Annotated in this window: 14 protein-coding genes, 2 tRNA genes and 3 rRNA genes; 8 read left to right on the top strand and 11 right to left on the bottom strand. The window is 56.8% G+C overall.

Features of this window, described 5'->3' with window-relative positions; genetic code table 11:
* The first annotated feature begins 27 nt into the window (after nt 1–27).
* Nucleotides 28–951, top strand: a complete 924-nt coding sequence (locus ACA062_RS07500) for a TIGR03571 family LLM class oxidoreductase (protein ID WP_497455831.1) — start codon at nt 28–30, stop codon at nt 949–951.
* Nucleotides 952–1,174: 223 nt separating this feature from the next.
* Here the strand turns inward: ACA062_RS07500 and rrf are convergent.
* From rrf to ACA062_RS07475, 5 genes are all read right to left on the bottom strand, one after another.
* Nucleotides 1,175–1,290 (bottom strand): 5S ribosomal RNA (gene rrf, locus ACA062_RS07495).
* 156 nt (nt 1,291–1,446) lie between these two features.
* Nucleotides 1,447–4,338: ribosomal RNA gene (locus ACA062_RS07490) — 23S ribosomal RNA — on the bottom strand.
* Between the two features lie 250 nt (nt 4,339–4,588).
* Nucleotides 4,589–4,664, bottom strand: a tRNA-Ala gene (locus tag ACA062_RS07485).
* A 34-nt stretch (nt 4,665–4,698) separates the two neighbouring features.
* Nucleotides 4,699–4,775: transfer RNA gene (locus ACA062_RS07480), tRNA-Ile, on the bottom strand.
* Nucleotides 4,776–4,940: 165 nt separating this feature from the next.
* Nucleotides 4,941–6,477 (bottom strand): 16S ribosomal RNA (locus ACA062_RS07475).
* The 16S, 23S and 5S rRNA genes sit together here with 2 tRNA genes alongside, the layout of an rRNA operon.
* Before the next feature lie 136 nt (nt 6,478–6,613).
* Here ACA062_RS07475 and ACA062_RS07470 point away from each other — a divergent pair.
* From ACA062_RS07470 to ACA062_RS07460, 3 genes are all read left to right on the top strand, one after another.
* Nucleotides 6,614–6,913 (top strand): hypothetical protein, encoded by a 300-nt coding sequence (locus tag ACA062_RS07470; protein ID WP_497455302.1) that lies wholly within the window; start codon nt 6,614–6,616, stop codon nt 6,911–6,913.
* Between the two features lie 245 nt (nt 6,914–7,158).
* Nucleotides 7,159–8,046: a threonine/homoserine exporter RhtA gene (gene rhtA / locus ACA062_RS07465; RefSeq protein ID WP_497455830.1), complete on the top strand. Its 888-nt coding sequence runs from the start codon at nt 7,159–7,161 to the stop codon at nt 8,044–8,046.
* A 172-nt stretch (nt 8,047–8,218) separates the two neighbouring features.
* Nucleotides 8,219–8,500: a hypothetical protein gene (locus tag ACA062_RS07460; RefSeq protein WP_128870961.1), complete on the top strand. Its 282-nt coding sequence runs from the start codon at nt 8,219–8,221 to the stop codon at nt 8,498–8,500.
* 9 nt (nt 8,501–8,509) lie between these two features.
* Here the strand turns inward: ACA062_RS07460 and ACA062_RS07455 are convergent, their stop codons facing one another.
* Complete coding sequence (locus ACA062_RS07455; protein WP_497455829.1) at nt 8,510–9,070, bottom strand: TetR/AcrR family transcriptional regulator; 561 nt, start codon at nt 9,068–9,070, stop codon at nt 8,510–8,512.
* Nucleotides 9,071–9,163: 93 nt separating this feature from the next.
* Between ACA062_RS07455 and ACA062_RS07450 the strand changes: the two genes are divergently transcribed.
* Both ACA062_RS07450 and ACA062_RS07445 read left to right on the top strand, forming a co-directional pair.
* Nucleotides 9,164–9,892 (top strand): SDR family oxidoreductase, encoded by a 729-nt coding sequence (locus ACA062_RS07450; RefSeq protein WP_497455828.1) that lies wholly within the window; start codon nt 9,164–9,166, stop codon nt 9,890–9,892.
* A 36-nt stretch (nt 9,893–9,928) separates the two neighbouring features.
* Nucleotides 9,929–10,534, top strand: coding sequence for a 2-hydroxychromene-2-carboxylate isomerase (locus tag ACA062_RS07445; protein WP_497455827.1), 606 nt, complete (start codon nt 9,929–9,931; stop codon nt 10,532–10,534).
* A gap of 36 nt (nt 10,535–10,570) precedes the next feature.
* On the opposite strand, the gene ACA062_RS07440 is transcribed toward ACA062_RS07445, so the two are convergent.
* From ACA062_RS07440 to ACA062_RS07420, 5 genes are all read right to left on the bottom strand, one after another.
* Nucleotides 10,571–12,379, bottom strand: a complete 1,809-nt coding sequence (locus ACA062_RS07440; protein WP_497455826.1) for an aminopeptidase P family protein — start codon at nt 12,377–12,379, stop codon at nt 10,571–10,573.
* A gap of 57 nt (nt 12,380–12,436) precedes the next feature.
* Nucleotides 12,437–13,603 (bottom strand): cysteine desulfurase family protein, encoded by a 1,167-nt coding sequence (locus ACA062_RS07435; protein WP_497455825.1) that lies wholly within the window; start codon nt 13,601–13,603, stop codon nt 12,437–12,439.
* Nucleotides 13,604–13,807: 204 nt separating this feature from the next.
* Nucleotides 13,808–14,422, bottom strand: a complete 615-nt coding sequence (locus ACA062_RS07430; RefSeq protein ID WP_497455824.1) for a LysE family translocator — start codon at nt 14,420–14,422, stop codon at nt 13,808–13,810.
* 98 nt (nt 14,423–14,520) lie between these two features.
* Complete coding sequence (locus tag ACA062_RS07425; protein ID WP_497455823.1) at nt 14,521–14,790, bottom strand: hypothetical protein; 270 nt, start codon at nt 14,788–14,790, stop codon at nt 14,521–14,523.
* A 267-nt stretch (nt 14,791–15,057) separates the two neighbouring features.
* On the bottom strand, nt 15,058–15,423 hold the full coding sequence (locus tag ACA062_RS07420; RefSeq protein WP_497455822.1) for an antibiotic biosynthesis monooxygenase: 366 nt from the start codon (nt 15,421–15,423) through the stop codon (nt 15,058–15,060).
* 94 nt (nt 15,424–15,517) lie between these two features.
* Between ACA062_RS07420 and soxR the strand changes: the two genes are divergently transcribed.
* Both soxR and ACA062_RS07410 read left to right on the top strand, forming a co-directional pair.
* Complete coding sequence (soxR, locus tag ACA062_RS07415) at nt 15,518–15,985, top strand: redox-sensitive transcriptional activator SoxR (protein ID WP_497455821.1); 468 nt, start codon at nt 15,518–15,520, stop codon at nt 15,983–15,985.
* Nucleotides 15,986–16,149: 164 nt separating this feature from the next.
* Nucleotides 16,150–16,608: a VOC family protein gene (locus ACA062_RS07410; protein ID WP_497455820.1), complete on the top strand. Its 459-nt coding sequence runs from the start codon at nt 16,150–16,152 to the stop codon at nt 16,606–16,608.
* The last annotated feature ends 122 nt before the right edge of the window (nt 16,609–16,730 follow it).

The following is a 16,730-nucleotide window of genomic DNA, read 5'->3' as shown; positions in this document are numbered from 1 at the left end:
TTCCCTTTGTGCTATCTGGAGTCTTTCATGCACCCACGTTTTAAACGATTACTCGGCTCGAATGGATTTTCCATCGGACTGGAGTTGCCGCTGGATAATGATTGGTCCAGCGATGGGCAGCGACTGCGGATCGCCGAGGACAGGCCGTTCGGCGTTCCCGATCTGAAGCAGCACGCGGCCATGGCACGCCTGGCTGACCAGTCGGGTTTCCGCGCCCTGTGGGTGCGTGACGTGCCGGTTTACGACCCCCACTTCGGCGATGCCGCACAGGTGTTCGAAACCTTTTCCTACCTGGGCTACCTGGCGGGGATCACCGATAACATCATGCTGGGCACGGCGGCGGTGGTGCTGCCACTGCGTCAGCCCTGGCTCACGCTCAAGTCCGCCAACAGCGTCGATGAATTGAGTGACGGGCGCTTGCTGCTGGGTGTGGCCAGTGGTGACCGGCCGATGGAATATCCGTTGTTTGGGGTGGACTATGAACAGCGGGGAGAGATCTTTCGCGAGACGGTTGAGTTGTTGCGCAGTCAAGGTGAAGGGCGATTGCCTGAAGGTGCCCGGTTGCTTCCCGAACGGGATCAGCCGGTGCCGTTGCTGGTAGCCGGTCTTGGTCAACAATCCCCGGCATGGATTGGCCAACACATGGACGGTTGGCTTGCCTACCCCGGTACCCCGGATGAACATCGTCGTCGAGCGGGGCTTTGGCGGGAAGTCGGCGCTGATAAACCCTATATCAGTTTCGTGCACCTGGACCTGGCGGCCAATCCCCATGCGCCGATGCGCCGTGTGCGTTTCGGTGGCAGCTGTGGGCGGCTGGCCCTGATTGATGAGCTTCAGGCTTTGCGTGAGGCGGGGGTGCAGCATGTTGGCTTGCATGTGCGTCGCAGCGAACGACCGGTGGCCGAGGTTATCGAAGAGATCGCCGAGTACGTGCTGCCGAAGTTTCACTGATGCTGTCGAGACCAGGGGTAGCCGTTGGGTTATCCCTTTTTTCGTGTGTAGGAGCGAGCTTGCTCCGGGCGGCGATCCGACGAAGAACTTCAGGACAGCGCGGGGTGTCAGGAGGCCAGCGTCATCGTTGGCGACCATCGCGAGCGAGCTCGCTCCTACACACAAACAGCGGGCAAAAACAAAACCCCTACCTGCATACGCAGATAGGGGTTTCGGAATTTAATCTTGACGATGACCTACTCTCACATGGGGAAACCCCACACTACCATCGGCGATGCATCGTTTCACTGCTGAGTTCGGGATGGGATCAGGTGGTTCCAATGCTCTATGGTCGTCAAGAAATTCGGGTACTGAGTCGTGACCAGTTGGCCTCGCTTCAGCAAATTGGGTATGTGATAGCTTTCGGTGTTTGCAAGATTCGAACTTTCGGTTCGTTTCGTCTTCACACACCGCAATCTGGTGCCTTTTCAGGCTCACAAATTGCTTGGGTGTTATATGGTCAAGCCTCACGGGCAATTAGTATTGGTTAGCTCAACGCCTCACAGCGCTTACACACCCAACCTATCAACGTCGTAGTCTTCGACGGCCCTTCAGGGGACTCAAGGTCCCAGTGAGATCTCATCTTGAGGCTAGTTTCCCGCTTAGATGCTTTCAGCGGTTATCTATTCCGAACATAGCTACCCGGCAATGCCACTGGCGTGACAACCGGAACACCAGAGGTTCGTCCACTCCGGTCCTCTCGTACTAGGAGCAGCCCCTCTCAAATCTCAAACGTCCACGGCAGATAGGGACCGAACTGTCTCACGACGTTCTAAACCCAGCTCGCGTACCACTTTAAATGGCGAACAGCCATACCCTTGGGACCGGCTTCAGCCCCAGGATGTGATGAGCCGACATCGAGGTGCCAAACACCGCCGTCGATATGAACTCTTGGGCGGTATCAGCCTGTTATCCCCGGAGTACCTTTTATCCGTTGAGCGATGGCCCTTCCATACAGAACCACCGGATCACTAAGACCTACTTTCGTACCTGCTCGACGTGTCTGTCTCGCAGTCAAGCGCGCTTTTGCCTTTATACTCTACGACCGATTTCCGACCGGTCTGAGCGCACCTTCGTACTCCTCCGTTACTCTTTAGGAGGAGACCGCCCCAGTCAAACTACCCACCATACACTGTCCTCGATCCGGATAACGGACCTGAGTTAGAACCTCAAAGTTGCCAGGGTGGTATTTCAAGGTTGGCTCCACGCGAACTGGCGTCCACGCTTCAAAGCCTCCCACCTATCCTACACAAGCAAATTCAAAGTCCAGTGCAAAGCTATAGTAAAGGTTCACGGGGTCTTTCCGTCTAGCCGCGGATACACTGCATCTTCACAGCGATTTCAATTTCACTGAGTCTCGGGTGGAGACAGCGCCGCCATCGTTACGCCATTCGTGCAGGTCGGAACTTACCCGACAAGGAATTTCGCTACCTTAGGACCGTTATAGTTACGGCCGCCGTTTACCGGGGCTTCGATCAAGAGCTTCGCGTTAGCTAACCCCATCAATTAACCTTCCGGCACCGGGCAGGCGTCACACCCTATACGTCCACTTTCGTGTTTGCAGAGTGCTGTGTTTTTAATAAACAGTCGCAGCGGCCTGGTATCTTCGACCGGCATGGGCTTACGCAGTAAATGCTTCACCCTCACCGGCGCACCTTCTCCCGAAGTTACGGTGCCATTTTGCCTAGTTCCTTCACCCGAGTTCTCTCAAGCGCCTTGGTATTCTCTACCCAACCACCTGTGTCGGTTTGGGGTACGGTTCCTGGTTACCTGAAGCTTAGAAGCTTTTCTTGGAAGCATGGCATCAACCACTTCGTGTTCTAAAAGAACACTCGTCATCAGCTCTCGGCCTTAGAATCCCGGATTTACCTAAGATTCCAGCCTACCACCTTAAACTTGGACAACCAACGCCAAGCTGGCCTAGCCTTCTCCGTCCCTCCATCGCAATAACCAGAAGTACAGGAATATTAACCTGTTTTCCATCGACTACGCTTTTCAGCCTCGCCTTAGGGACCGACTAACCCTGCGTCGATTAACGTTGCGCAGGAAACCTTGGTCTTTCGGCGTGGGTGTTTTTCACACCCATTGTCGTTACTCATGTCAGCATTCGCACTTCTGATACCTCCAGCAAGCTTCTCAACTCACCTTCACAGGCTTACAGAACGCTCCTCTACCGCATCACCTAAGTGATACCCGTAGCTTCGGTGTATGGTTTGAGCCCCGTTACATCTTCCGCGCAGGCCGACTCGACTAGTGAGCTATTACGCTTTCTTTAAAGGGTGGCTGCTTCTAAGCCAACCTCCTAGCTGTCTAAGCCTTCCCACATCGTTTCCCACTTAACCATAACTTTGGGACCTTAGCTGACGGTCTGGGTTGTTTCCCTTTTCACGACGGACGTTAGCACCCGCCGTGTGTCTCCCATGCTCGGCACTTGTAGGTATTCGGAGTTTGCATCGGTTTGGTAAGTCGGGATGACCCCCTAGCCGAAACAGTGCTCTACCCCCTACAGTGATACATGAGGCGCTACCTAAATAGCTTTCGAGGAGAACCAGCTATCTCCGAGCTTGATTAGCCTTTCACTCCGATCCACAGGTCATCCGCTAACTTTTCAACGGTAGTCGGTTCGGTCCTCCAGTTAGTGTTACCCAACCTTCAACCTGCCCATGGATAGATCGCCCGGTTTCGGGTCTATTCCCAGCGACTAGACGCCCTATTAAGACTCGCTTTCGCTACGCCTCCCCTATTCGGTTAAGCTCGCCACTGAAAATAAGTCGCTGACCCATTATACAAAAGGTACGCAGTCACCCAACAAAGTGGGCTCCCACTGCTTGTACGCATACGGTTTCAGGATCTATTTCACTCCCCTCTCCGGGGTTCTTTTCGCCTTTCCCTCACGGTACTAGTTCACTATCGGTCAGTCAGTAGTATTTAGCCTTGGAGGATGGTCCCCCCATATTCAGACAAAGTTTCTCGTGCTCCGTCCTACTCGATTTCATGACTAAGAGATTTTCGCGTACAGGGCTATCACCCACTATGGCCGTACTTTCCAGAACGTTCCGCTAATCTCAAAGCCACTTAAGGGCTAGTCCCCGTTCGCTCGCCACTACTAAGGGAATCTCGGTTGATTTCTTTTCCTCAGGGTACTTAGATGTTTCAGTTCCCCTGGTTCGCTTCTTAAGCCTATGTATTCAGCTTAAGATACCTAACTTATGTTAGGTGGGTTCCCCCATTCAGACATCTCCGGATCAAAGTCTGTTTGCCGACTCCCCGAAGCTTTTCGCAGGCTACCACGTCTTTCATCGCCTCTGACTGCCAAGGCATCCACCGTATGCGCTTCTTCACTTGACCATATAACCCCAAGCAATCTGGTTATACTGTGAAGACGACATTCGCCGAAAATTCGATAATACTCAATTAAGAGCAACTCACAAATTTTACCTTAGCCTGATCCAACACCAGTGAAAGTGTTGTTCAGTCTATCTTTCTATCACATACCCAAATTTTTAAAGAACGATCTAATCAAAGACTAGAAATCAACATTTAGCCTTCATACGAAGGAAATGCTCATTTCTAAGCTTTCAACAAACAGAAGCAGTAGTGGTGGAGCCAAACGGGATCGAACCGTTGACCTCCTGCGTGCAAGGCAGGCGCTCTCCCAGCTGAGCTATGGCCCCGTATTTCTACAGGCGTTTCCCACACAAGCAAAATTGGTGGGTCTGGGCAGATTCGAACTGCCGACCTCACCCTTATCAGGGGTGCGCTCTAACCAACTGAGCTACAGACCCAATTTCGAGCTACTCAGGCCGACCTCACCCTGCTCTTTACCACAAAGCATGGGGTGCGCTCTAACCAACTAAGCTACAACCTGATTACGGGCTGCTTCTAAATCGTCTTCTTCAATGAATCAAGCAATTCGTGTGGGAACTTATGGAGCAGCTGATGTCGTCGATTAAGGAGGTGATCCAGCCGCAGGTTCCCCTACGGCTACCTTGTTACGACTTCACCCCAGTCATGAATCACACCGTGGTAACCGTCCTCCCGAAGGTTAGACTAGCTACTTCTGGTGCAACCCACTCCCATGGTGTGACGGGCGGTGTGTACAAGGCCCGGGAACGTATTCACCGCGACATTCTGATTCGCGATTACTAGCGATTCCGACTTCACGCAGTCGAGTTGCAGACTGCGATCCGGACTACGATCGGTTTTCTGGGATTAGCTCCACCTCGCGGCTTGGCAACCCTCTGTACCGACCATTGTAGCACGTGTGTAGCCCAGGCCGTAAGGGCCATGATGACTTGACGTCATCCCCACCTTCCTCCGGTTTGTCACCGGCAGTCTCCTTAGAGTGCCCACCATTACGTGCTGGTAACTAAGGACAAGGGTTGCGCTCGTTACGGGACTTAACCCAACATCTCACGACACGAGCTGACGACAGCCATGCAGCACCTGTCTCAATGTTCCCGAAGGCACCAATCCATCTCTGGAAAGTTCATTGGATGTCAAGGCCTGGTAAGGTTCTTCGCGTTGCTTCGAATTAAACCACATGCTCCACCGCTTGTGCGGGCCCCCGTCAATTCATTTGAGTTTTAACCTTGCGGCCGTACTCCCCAGGCGGTCAACTTAATGCGTTAGCTGCGCCACTAAGAGCTCAAGGCTCCCAACGGCTAGTTGACATCGTTTACGGCGTGGACTACCAGGGTATCTAATCCTGTTTGCTCCCCACGCTTTCGCACCTCAGTGTCAGTATCAGTCCAGGTGGTCGCCTTCGCCACTGGTGTTCCTTCCTATATCTACGCATTTCACCGCTACACAGGAAATTCCACCACCCTCTACCATACTCTAGCTTGTCAGTTTTGAATGCAGTTCCCAGGTTGAGCCCGGGGATTTCACATCCAACTTAACAAACCACCTACGCGCGCTTTACGCCCAGTAATTCCGATTAACGCTTGCACCCTCTGTATTACCGCGGCTGCTGGCACAGAGTTAGCCGGTGCTTATTCTGTCGGTAACGTCAAGACAGCAACGTATTAGGTAACTGCCCTTCCTCCCAACTTAAAGTGCTTTACAATCCGAAGACCTTCTTCACACACGCGGCATGGCTGGATCAGGCTTTCGCCCATTGTCCAATATTCCCCACTGCTGCCTCCCGTAGGAGTCTGGACCGTGTCTCAGTTCCAGTGTGACTGATCATCCTCTCAGACCAGTTACGGATCGTCGCCTTGGTGAGCCATTACCTCACCAACTAGCTAATCCGACCTAGGCTCATCTGATAGCGCAAGGCCCGAAGGTCCCCTGCTTTCTCCCGTAGGACGTATGCGGTATTAGCGTCCGTTTCCGAGCGTTATCCCCCACTACCAGGCAGATTCCTAGGCATTACTCACCCGTCCGCCGCTCTCAAGAGAAGCAAGCTTCTCTCTACCGCTCGACTTGCATGTGTTAGGCCTGCCGCCAGCGTTCAATCTGAGCCATGATCAAACTCTTCAGTTCAAACATCTTTGGGTTTTTAAGAAACCCTAAACTTGGCTCAGCAATCGTTGGTTACATCTTTGATTTCTCGCGGAGTAACTTGTGATGCTGATAATCTTGTTGACTATCAGTCTGACTCCACAAGCACCCACACGAATTGCTTGATTCAGTTGTTAAAGAGCGGTTGGTTAAGAACTTTCGTCTCAACCGAGGCGCGCATTCTACGCTTTCCTCTGCTGCTGTCAAGCGGTTATTTTCAGAAGTTTTCAAAGTTTCGCTTGGAAATCCTCAACAACTTCAACCACTTGCGCTTCCGATCTCTCGTCAGCGGGAGGCGAATTCTACAGCGTTACTCGCTGCTGTCAACACCTCTTTTTCTCCGCTTTCGACCGAGAAGATCGAACCGCTAAAAGAGCCAAACATCACCGCTCTTTCAACTCCTTCTGGGCTTCGATGAACTGAAGCAACTCGCTGCCGAAAACTGCGTAACTCTTTGTTTACCAAGGAGTTTTCCGTTTCGACTGCGCCGGAAGTGGGGCGAATTATAGACTTCCAGAATCTGCCGTCAACCCCTGATCAGGCATTTCTATCAAGATCGTCAAAAACACCGTGTATATATAGACGCGCCTGCAACGAATGCGCAGTATATTGCCCAACAATCAGCACTACACTCTCGTTTCCTACCTCGGACGATGCCACGCAATGAATGACCAGCCCCGCAGCCTTGCCTCGACCCTGTTCTCGGTGGGCCTGCTATTAATAGCCATGGCATCGATCCAGTCTGGAGCGTCCCTGGCCAAAAGCATGTTTCCCGTTGTGGGCGCTCAAGGGACCACCACCCTGCGCCTGGTTTTTGCCAGCGTGATCATGCTGCTCATTCTGCGCCCATGGCGGGCGACATTCACGGCGAAATCCCTGCGCACAGTGATTGTCTACGGCATGGCGCTGGGTGGCATGAACCTCCTCTTCTATATGTCCTTGCGCACCGTGCCCCTGGGCATCGCGGTGGCACTGGAGTTCACCGGCCCCCTGGCGGTTGCCATCTATGCCTCGCGCCGCGCCATCGATTTTGTCTGGATCGCCCTGGCTGCCGTCGGCCTGATGCTGTTGATACCGACTGGAGCCGCCTCCGCCAGTATCGACCTGGCAGGTGCCGGATATGCGTTGGGGGCGGGTGTCTGCTGGGCGGTGTATATCCTGTTCGGGCAAAAAGCCGGTGCCGACAATGGCGTGCAGACCGCAGCATTGGGAGTGATGATTGCCGCACTGTTCGTCGCCCCGATCGGCATCGCCCATGCGGGCGCCGCCCTGCTGACTCCGTCGCTGATCCCCATTGCCATTGGTGTCGCCCTGCTGTCCACCGCAGTGCCCTACACATTGGAGATGGTCGCCCTCACCCGCATGCCGGCCCGGACCTTTGGCACGCTGATGAGCATTGAACCTGCGTTCGGCGCATTGTCCGGCCTGTTGTTCCTTCAGGAATACCTCTCGCTGTCACAATGGATGGCTATCCTGTGCATCATTCTGGCATCCGTCGGTGCAACCATGACCATGGGCAACGCCGCCAAGCCCGCAATCGTGGCGGATTGATATCAGATTTTTAACGAGGGTCTGGTATTTATCGCGCAATTAGGCCATGTTTAGACCCGCAACGCGGTGCCAGACATGGATTTTCAAGGACAGGGACATCGGAGACGCTTCCAGCGCAAGCGAATACGGCAAGACCCGGGCATCAAGATCCGGGGACGCTATAAGGATAGTAATGAAACGAATTTTGATTCTGATCGCCGTGCTGGCGGTTGCGGGCTGCGCGGCGACGTCGAAACCCACGATCAAACATGGCAAGAAAGGGCTGCATATCAACTGTTCCGGACTGTCGTCTTCCTGGGACAAATGCTACACCAGCGCTGCAAACTCATGTGCGCCCAAGGGTTACAAGGTCATCGCCAAGTCGGGGGACTCGGTGGAAGAACCCGGCGATTATCCATTTGGTCTCAATCCTGCCGGCTACACCAGCCGCAGCATGATCGTCATCTGCAAATAGGCCGTCTGGTCAGGTTCGCGGACCTGCGATCTGGCGGCCAATCTCTTCATGACTGGACTTCAGCACCCTGCGCTGCAGGTCTGGAGTGGCCAACATCCGCGCCACGACCAACGCACCGATGCATTGCGACAGTATCGCCCAGGCCAGGCTGTCACTCTCCAGGACCTGCGCCCAACTCTCCTGCAGCCGACAAATCCAATGCTCAGCCTGCTGGCGAATCGTGATGTCCGAACGGGCAATCTCCGCGCCCAGGGCCGGTAACGCACAGCCGGCTCCCGGATGCTCGACATGGGCCATGGTCAGGTAATGCTTCAGGCAACGCTCAAGCTTGCCCCGGTCCTGGTCAGCCCCCAGCCGAGTCAGACTTTGGCTCAACTCGCGCTCGACGATTGACGCGAACAGTTCATCCTTCGACGAAAAATGGCTGTAAAAAGCCCCGCCACTCAAGCCGATCGCTTTCATCAAGCCGTCGACACCTACCGTTGCAAAACCGGATTGCTTGGCCGACTCCGCACTGCTTTGCAGCAGCTTCTCTTTGGTTTCCTGCTTGTGACTGGCCGAGTAACGCATTGCCTTGCCCTCAGAGTTGATCGACTTGACGCCTGCCGAATCGTAGCATAACGTTCGTTTAGTTAACGATCGTTTATCCAAAGGGATCTACCCATGAACAATAAGAAGGTCGTACTGGTTGTCGGCGCAGGGGATGCCACTGGCGGTGCCATCGCCAAGCGTTTTGCCCGGGAAGGTTTTGTGGCCTGTGTCACTCGGCGCAGCGCGGACAAACTCCAGCCACTGGTGGAGGCCATCCAGGCCAGTGGCGCACAAGCCCACGGATTCGCCTGCGATGCGCGCAAGGAAGAAGAGGTGATTGCGCTGGTCGAACAGATCGAAACCGAGATCGGGCCTATCGAAGCGTTCGTCTTCAACATCGGCGCCAATGTGCCGTGCAGCATTCTCGAAGAAACCGCCCGCAAGTATTTCAAGATCTGGGAAATGGCCTGTTTCTCAGGGTTTCTCAACGGCCGTGAAGTGGCCAAGCGCATGGCCAAGCGTCAACGCGGCACCATCCTGTTCACCGGCGCCACCGCCGGCTTGCGCGGTGCGGCAGGGTTTGCGGCCTTTGCCGGCGCCAAACACGGGATTCGCGCGCTGGCCCAAAGCATGGCCCGGGAACTGGGCCCGATGAATATTCACGTGGCCCATGTCGTCGTCGACGGCGCCATCGATACGGACTTCATCCGTGACAGCTTTCCGGAGAAATACGCGACCAAGGAGCAGGACGGCATCCTCAACCCCGAGCACATCGCCGAGAACTATTGGTACCTGCACAGCCAGCCCCGGGACGCCTGGACCTTCGAACTGGACCTGCGTCCGTGGAATGAGCGTTGGTAAGCCCTCCCCTACAACAATAAGCAGAGCACATCGACCATGAGCAAAACCCTGGAGTTCTTTTTCGACCTCGGCAGCCCCGCGACCTACCTGGCCTATACCCAACTGCCAAAGATCTGCGAACAGACTGACAGTCGCCTGATCTACGTGCCGATCCTGCTGGGTGGCGTCTTCAAAGCCACCGGCAACGCCTCCCCGGCAACCATCCCGGCCAAGGGCCGCTACATGTTTCAAGACCTGGACCGCTATGCCCGGCGCTACGGCGTGCCACTGAAGTTCAACCCGCACTTTCCCATCAACACCCTGATGCTCATGCGCGCCGTCACGGGCATGCAGTTGCGCCATCCGGAACGCTTTCAGGCGTTCATCGACTGCCTGTTCCACGCCCTCTGGGTTGAAGGCCGCAGCCTCGATGACCTGGCGACGGTCGCGTCGGTGCTGACCCAGAACGGCTTCGATCCGGATGAAGTACTGGCCCTGATCACCGATGAGCAAGTCAAAGCCGCACTCAAGGACAACACCGAGAAAGCGGTGCTCCGGGGTGTATTCGGCGCACCGAGCATGTTTGTCGGCGATGAGTTGTTCTTTGGCCAGGATCGGCTGGAGTTCGTGCTTGAAGCCCTGAGTCGGATCTCGACGAAATGAGCCAGGCGCTGGCAACAGCGCCTGGACTCATGCCGATCAGATAGCGGCGGTTCGGGTGTTTAACCACTCCCGAGCTGCACCGTCGAGCAACGGGCTCAGGCGTTCGCGCACCTCGGCGTGGTAAGCGTTGAACCACTGTTTTTCAGCTTCGGTCAGCAACGACGGCTCCAGGCAGCGAGTGTCGATCGGGCACAGGGTCAGGGTCTCGAATTTCAGGAACTCACCGAATTCGCTCTTGCCCGCCTCGCGGTTCAATACCAGGTTCTCGATCCGCACGCCCCAGCGGCCCGGACGGTAAGTACCCGGTTCGATGGACGTGATCATGCCTGGCTGCATTGCCGTTTGCGGCGCGGCTGCCGCCTGATAGGCGATGACCTGCGGACCTTCGTGCACGTTGAGGAAGTAGCCGACGCCATGACCGGTGCCGTGACCGTAGTCGACGCTGTCGGCCCAGATCGGCGCACGAGCGATGGCATCCAGCAATGGCGACAGGATGCCTTTCGGAAATTGTGCCCGGGACAAGGCAATCACGCCTTTGAGTACCCGCGTGCAATCGCGTTTCTGCTCATCCGTCGGCGTACCGACCGGGACCATCCGCGTGATGTCGGTGGTGCCGCCCAGGTATTGGCCGCCGGAGTCGATCAGCAACAGACCGTCGCCCTCGATCACCGCGTGCTCTTCTTCGGTGGCGTGGTAATGCGGCATCGCGCCATTGGCGTTGAACGCGGCAATGGTGTTGAAGCTCAGGGACACATAACCCGGGCGTCGGGTACGCGCGGCCGTCAGGTGTTCGTCGATGGTCAGTTCGGTGATGCGCTCACGGCCCCATGCCGACTCCAGCCAGGCGAAGAATTCGCACAATGCCGCGCCGTCCTGCTCCATCGCCTGACGAATGTGCCCGGCATCGGCCAGGCTTTTCTGCGACTTGGCCAATGTCGTCGGGTTCAGGCCCTCGACCAGTTTCACCCCGCTGTTGAGGTTATCCAGCAAACCCGCCGTCACCCGCGCCGGATCGACTTGCAGGCTGGCGCCGCTCGGCACGGCTCGCAAGGCGTCGGCCACTTCGCTGTAATCGCGCAGGGTCACGCCGTCCTGTTCGAGGACTGCGCGCAGTTCGCTATCGACTTTACTCAGGGCAATGAACAAGGTGGCTTGCTGCTGGCTGATCAAGGCGAAGGAGACGAACACCGGGTTGAACGACACATCGCCGCCGCGCAGGTTGAACAGCCAGGCGATGTCATCGAGGGTGGCGATGAAATGCCAGTCGGCACCGCGCGCCTTCAATACTTCGCGCAGCTTGGCGAGCTTCTCGCCGCGGCTGACAGTCGCCTGCGGCGGCAAGTGTTGATAGATCGGCTCGTTCGGCAGGTTCGGGCGGTCGCTCCAGACTTCGCTCAACAGATCGATGTCGGTACGCAGGCGTGCGCCGCGCTCTTCAAGCTTGCCGCCCAGGGTACGCGCCGAGGCCACGGCCATCACTGCACCATCCACCGCGACGACGCCGCCTTCAGGGGTTTGCTCGGCCAGCCAGTCCAACGGACCGGGTTGCCCCGGTTGCAGCTTGACCAGTTCGATCCCGCTGCCCTGGAGTTCCTTGCTCGCTTGTTCCCAGTAACGGCTGTCAGCCCAGACGCCGGCAAAGTCCTGGGTCACGATCAGTGTGCCGACCGAGCCATGAAAGCCCGACAACCATTGCCGCCCTTGCCAATAGCCCGGCAGGTATTCCGACAGGTGCGGGTCGGCCGACGGCACCAGCAGAGCGTGAATGCCCTCCCGGCTCATCAGCTCGCGGGTGTGCGCCAGGCGCTCGGGCACCGATCCATTGATCGAAGGCTGCGTACTCATCGTGTCTCCTGCTAACCACTGCATCATTATTGTTGAGTGCCGATCGAAGCCGGCGCTTTATGGCCCTGTCGCCCAGAATGCCGGAGCACTGGTGCAGGCCGATTTGATCAGGTGTACCGCTTGATCGATGTCCTGCTCGGTGGTGAAACGTCCCAGGCTCAAGCGGATGGTACGGCTCGCCGAGCGGGCGTCATGTCCCAGGGCCAGCAGCACATGGGAGGGCGCATTGCTCGCGGAGTTACAGGCCGAGGTCGCGGAAAAGGCGATCGAGGTGCTCAACGCCGCAGAGCTGAACTCGCCTTCGTTGAATGTCAGGCTCAGGGTATGGGGAATGCGTCGGGTCGGGCTGCCATTGAGGCGAACGCCAGGAATGCCCAGCAGCGGCTCGAGCAGGCGTTCACGCAAATTCTCGATCACGGCTTTCTCATCCTCGAACAATTGCCCCGCCAACGCGAAGGCCGCGCCCATGGCCGCGATCTGGTGAGTCGCCAGCGTTCCGGAACGCAAGCCACCTTCGTGACCGCCGCCGTGGATCTGCGCCTGCAAGCGCGGCTGCGCGCGCGGGCCGACGTACAACGCACCGATGCCCTTGGGGCCATAAATCTTGTGGGCGGAAAACGACATCAGGTCCACCGGCCATTCGGCCAGGTCGATTGCCACCTTGCCCGCGCCCTGAGCCGCGTCGACATGGAACAACGCATCACGATCACGCACGACCCGGCCAATGGCCGGTATGTCATTGACGGTGCCCAGTTCGTTGTTGACCAGCATCAGCGAGACCAGGAAGGTGTCCTCGCGCATCGCTTCGCTGACGGCTTGCGGGGTAATCAGGCCTTCGGCGTCAGGCACCAGATACGTCACGGCAATACCGGCGTCCTGCAATTGTTTCGCCGTATCGAGGATCGCCTTGTGTTCGATCTGGCTGGTGATGATGTGGCCGCCGCCAACGCCGCGAGCCTGGGCCACGCCCTTGAGGGCAAGATTGTTCGATTCGGTGGCGCCGGAGGTCCAGACGATCTGCTCCGCCCGGGCACCGACCAGCTCCGCCACCTGATGCCGTGCCTGCTCGACCGATTGCCGGGCCTGCTGGCCGAACGCATGGGAGCTGGAGGCCGGGTTGCCGAAATTGCCGTTGAAACCCAGACATTCGATCATGACCTGGATGACCCGCTCATCCACCGGCGTGGTGGCGGCGTAGTCGAAATACAGTGGACGTTTATTCATAGAAGACTCGCAGAGCGTGTTCCGGGATCAGGAAGCTCGTTACCGAAGGGTCAAGGCGCAGCCTCGTGAGCTGCGCCGATCGTCCGGAACCTTAGAAATACCTGATCGGAGGCCGTTAAAGAAGAACAACTTCATTTAAAAGTGCGTAGGAACGCTCCTGAAGTCGAGCTTAACAGGCATCGGCCAACCGGTTGTAGCAATGCCTCAGTGAAAGCTTTCGAGCAAAATCGGATACAGCGAAGCCACCAGCAGCGCGGCCATGCCCCAATTGAACAGGCGCAACCAGCGGCGATCCTTCAGCACGTTGCGCAACAGCGTGCCGCAAGCGGCCCAGACACCGACGCTCGGCAAGTTGATCAAAGCAAAGACCGCGGCAATCACGATCACATTGGTGAAATAGCCCTGCAGGGGCGTGTAAGTGCTGATGGCACCGATCGCCATGATCCAGGCCTTGGGGTTGACCCATTGAAACGCCGCCGCACCCAGGTAGCTGATCGGCTTGGCGTCGCTCTGCCCGGCGTCCGAGACGGGGCCGGAATGAGCGATTTTCCACGCCAGGTACAGCAAATACGCAGCACCGATGTAACGCAGCACGGTGTAGAGCACTGGATAGGTTTGAAACACCGCGCCCAGGCCGAACCCCACGGCCACGACCAATACGAAGAAACCGCAGGTGATGCCAAGCATATGGGGGATGGTGCGATTAAAGCCGAAGTTCACGCCCGATGCCAGCAACATGGTGTTGTTCGGGCCTGGGGTGATCGAGGTGACCAGGGCAAACAGGGCGAAGCCCAGCAGCAGATCGAGCGAGAGCGTCATCGGTGGCAGTCCATCAGGTTCAGTCAGGTATTGACCCTATCGCACCGCTTGCGCGAAACCCACGGACAGTTGGGTGAAACTTCGAGCAGTACAGTCGCTCAGCTCGGGCGACCGTGGAGTTGTACTGCACGCTCGGCGCTCATTTCGCCTTGTTTGTCGAAGCTGAACGACTTCCGTGGCTCGCCGAGCAGTTCGGCTTTTTTGGCGTGGTATTCATCGAAAGACAAGCCACGACGATTCAATGCTTCCAGCGCCAGTTCCTTGCTTTCTTCAGCGGTGTAGGGCCGCAGTTCCGGGGAACCGTGGCTGGCACATCCGGCAAGGACGGAGGCGGCAAGCAGAAGGAAAGTGGCGAGTAGGTGTTTCATGGTCTGGCGTCCTGGCATCTGGGTTCGGCAATGAACACAGGCTACTCGCGCCTTTGGATGGGCAGAAATCAACACTCTCGATAGTGGGTATTGGATTTGGCTAACATTGAAAAATCGTCCTGACGCGGTCCCGGCCCCGTAGGAGCTGACGAGTGAAACGAGGCTGCGATCTTTTGATTTTAAAAAGATCAAGATCAAAAGATCGCAGCCTCTTTTCACTCGTCAGCTCCTACAGTTGTCCGTCGACATACGGAAATTCTGCTTGATCTAACCCACCAGATTGCAGTGCAGCGCATTGTCATGGCTGCGCTCCAGGCTGTGCAGCACCTGGAACGAGCCGAACGTCACGGTTTTCGCCTGATGAGCGCGAATCAGCTGCCAGAAATCCTGTTCGCCGCTTTCAAACCCCTGAAGCGCGGCTTCCCCGGCCTCGCGGGATTGCCATTGCAGATAATTGAGTACCCGCCGACCGTCGTCGCTGGCCTGGATACTGGCGCTCAGAAACCCTGAGTAGCACTGGGCCAGGCGTTCGGTTTGGGCCGACAGCGCCGATACCAGTGCCGGTTGCTGATGGGGTTCGATCTCGAATTCGATCAGTTGAGTGAAGCTGCGATTTTTCTCTAGCGCCTGCATGAATAGTCCCCGCTCACCTGTAAGACGGATCTTGCGATCCGAAGGCCTGCAGGGTAAAACCTCTAGTTAACTCGAGGTCAAGGGGCATTTTTAAATGATCAGCTCGGAACATCTGCATAAAGAGCTCACGGTCGGCCAAGTGGCGGCGCGCAGCGGCGTGGCCGTCACCGCCCTGCACTTTTATGAATCCAGGGGGCTGATCAAAAGCAATCGCAATCAGGGGAATCAGCGGCGTTATCCACGGGAAGTATTGCGGCGAGTGGCGTTGATCAAAGTGGCGCAGCGGCTGGGGATTCCGTTGGCGGAGATCGGCCAGGCCTTGAAGTCCCTACCGGACAGCCGGGCGCCGACGGCGGCGGACTGGAAGCAATTGTCGGCAAAATGGAGTCGGGATCTGGATGAGCGGATCAACCAACTGACATTGCTGCGGGACAAGCTGAACGGCTGCATAGGGTGTGGGTGTTTGTCGATGGAGGCGTGTCCGTTGCGTAATTTTGGTGACGTGTTGGGGGAACGGGGTCCTGGGGCGCAGCTCCTGGAGTCGGGGCCAGGTTCCAAATAGCGGTGCGGCCATCGCGGGCTTGGGCGCTGCCGCAGGTTGCGATTTTTGTGAACTTGACGACTTTTAAAGATCAAAATCAAGAGATCGCAGCCTCCGGCAGCTTCTACACGTTCGGCCGGAGACCGACGAACCTCGTCAACTCACAACAAAAAGGGAGAACCGTCATGAGCGTCAAACCCATTCCAGAGGGTTATCACAGCATTACCCCGTATCTGGGCATTCAAAAAGCTGCCGAAGCCATCGAGTTCTACAAGAAAGCCTTTGGCGCCACCGAAGTCATGCGCCTGTCCATGCCGGATGGTGGCATCGGCCACGCCGAACTGCGTATCGGCGATTGCCCGATCATGCTGGGCACGCCTTGCGATCAAGGGCCGCTGAGCAATCCGGACACCTCGTCTTCCGTGGGGCTGCATCTGTACGTGAACGATGTGGACGCGTCCTTTAAACAGGCGATTGCGGCAGGCGGCACGGTGGTGTCCGAGGTCAAGGATCAGTTTTACGGCGACCGTTCGGGGACCTTGAAAGATCCCTATGGGCATTTGTGGTTCCTGGCTACGCACAAGGAGGACCTGACTCAGGAGCAGATTGAGCAGCGGGCCAAGGAGATGTTCCAGCAGGGTTGAAATCTTCGGCCTGAATCTTCCCCGCACTGGCCATCATCGACCGGCGCGGGGGCGTCCCTTCCAAAGAAAATCAGTTTTCGCGAAACACGAAACATTTTCTTTCATATCCCCCTTCGGGATTT

The sequence above is a fragment of the Pseudomonas sp. LBUM1679 genome, from assembly GCF_059695565.1.
The sequence above is the reverse complement of the archived record's forward strand: the minus strand, read 5'-3'. Positions and strand labels throughout refer to the sequence as shown.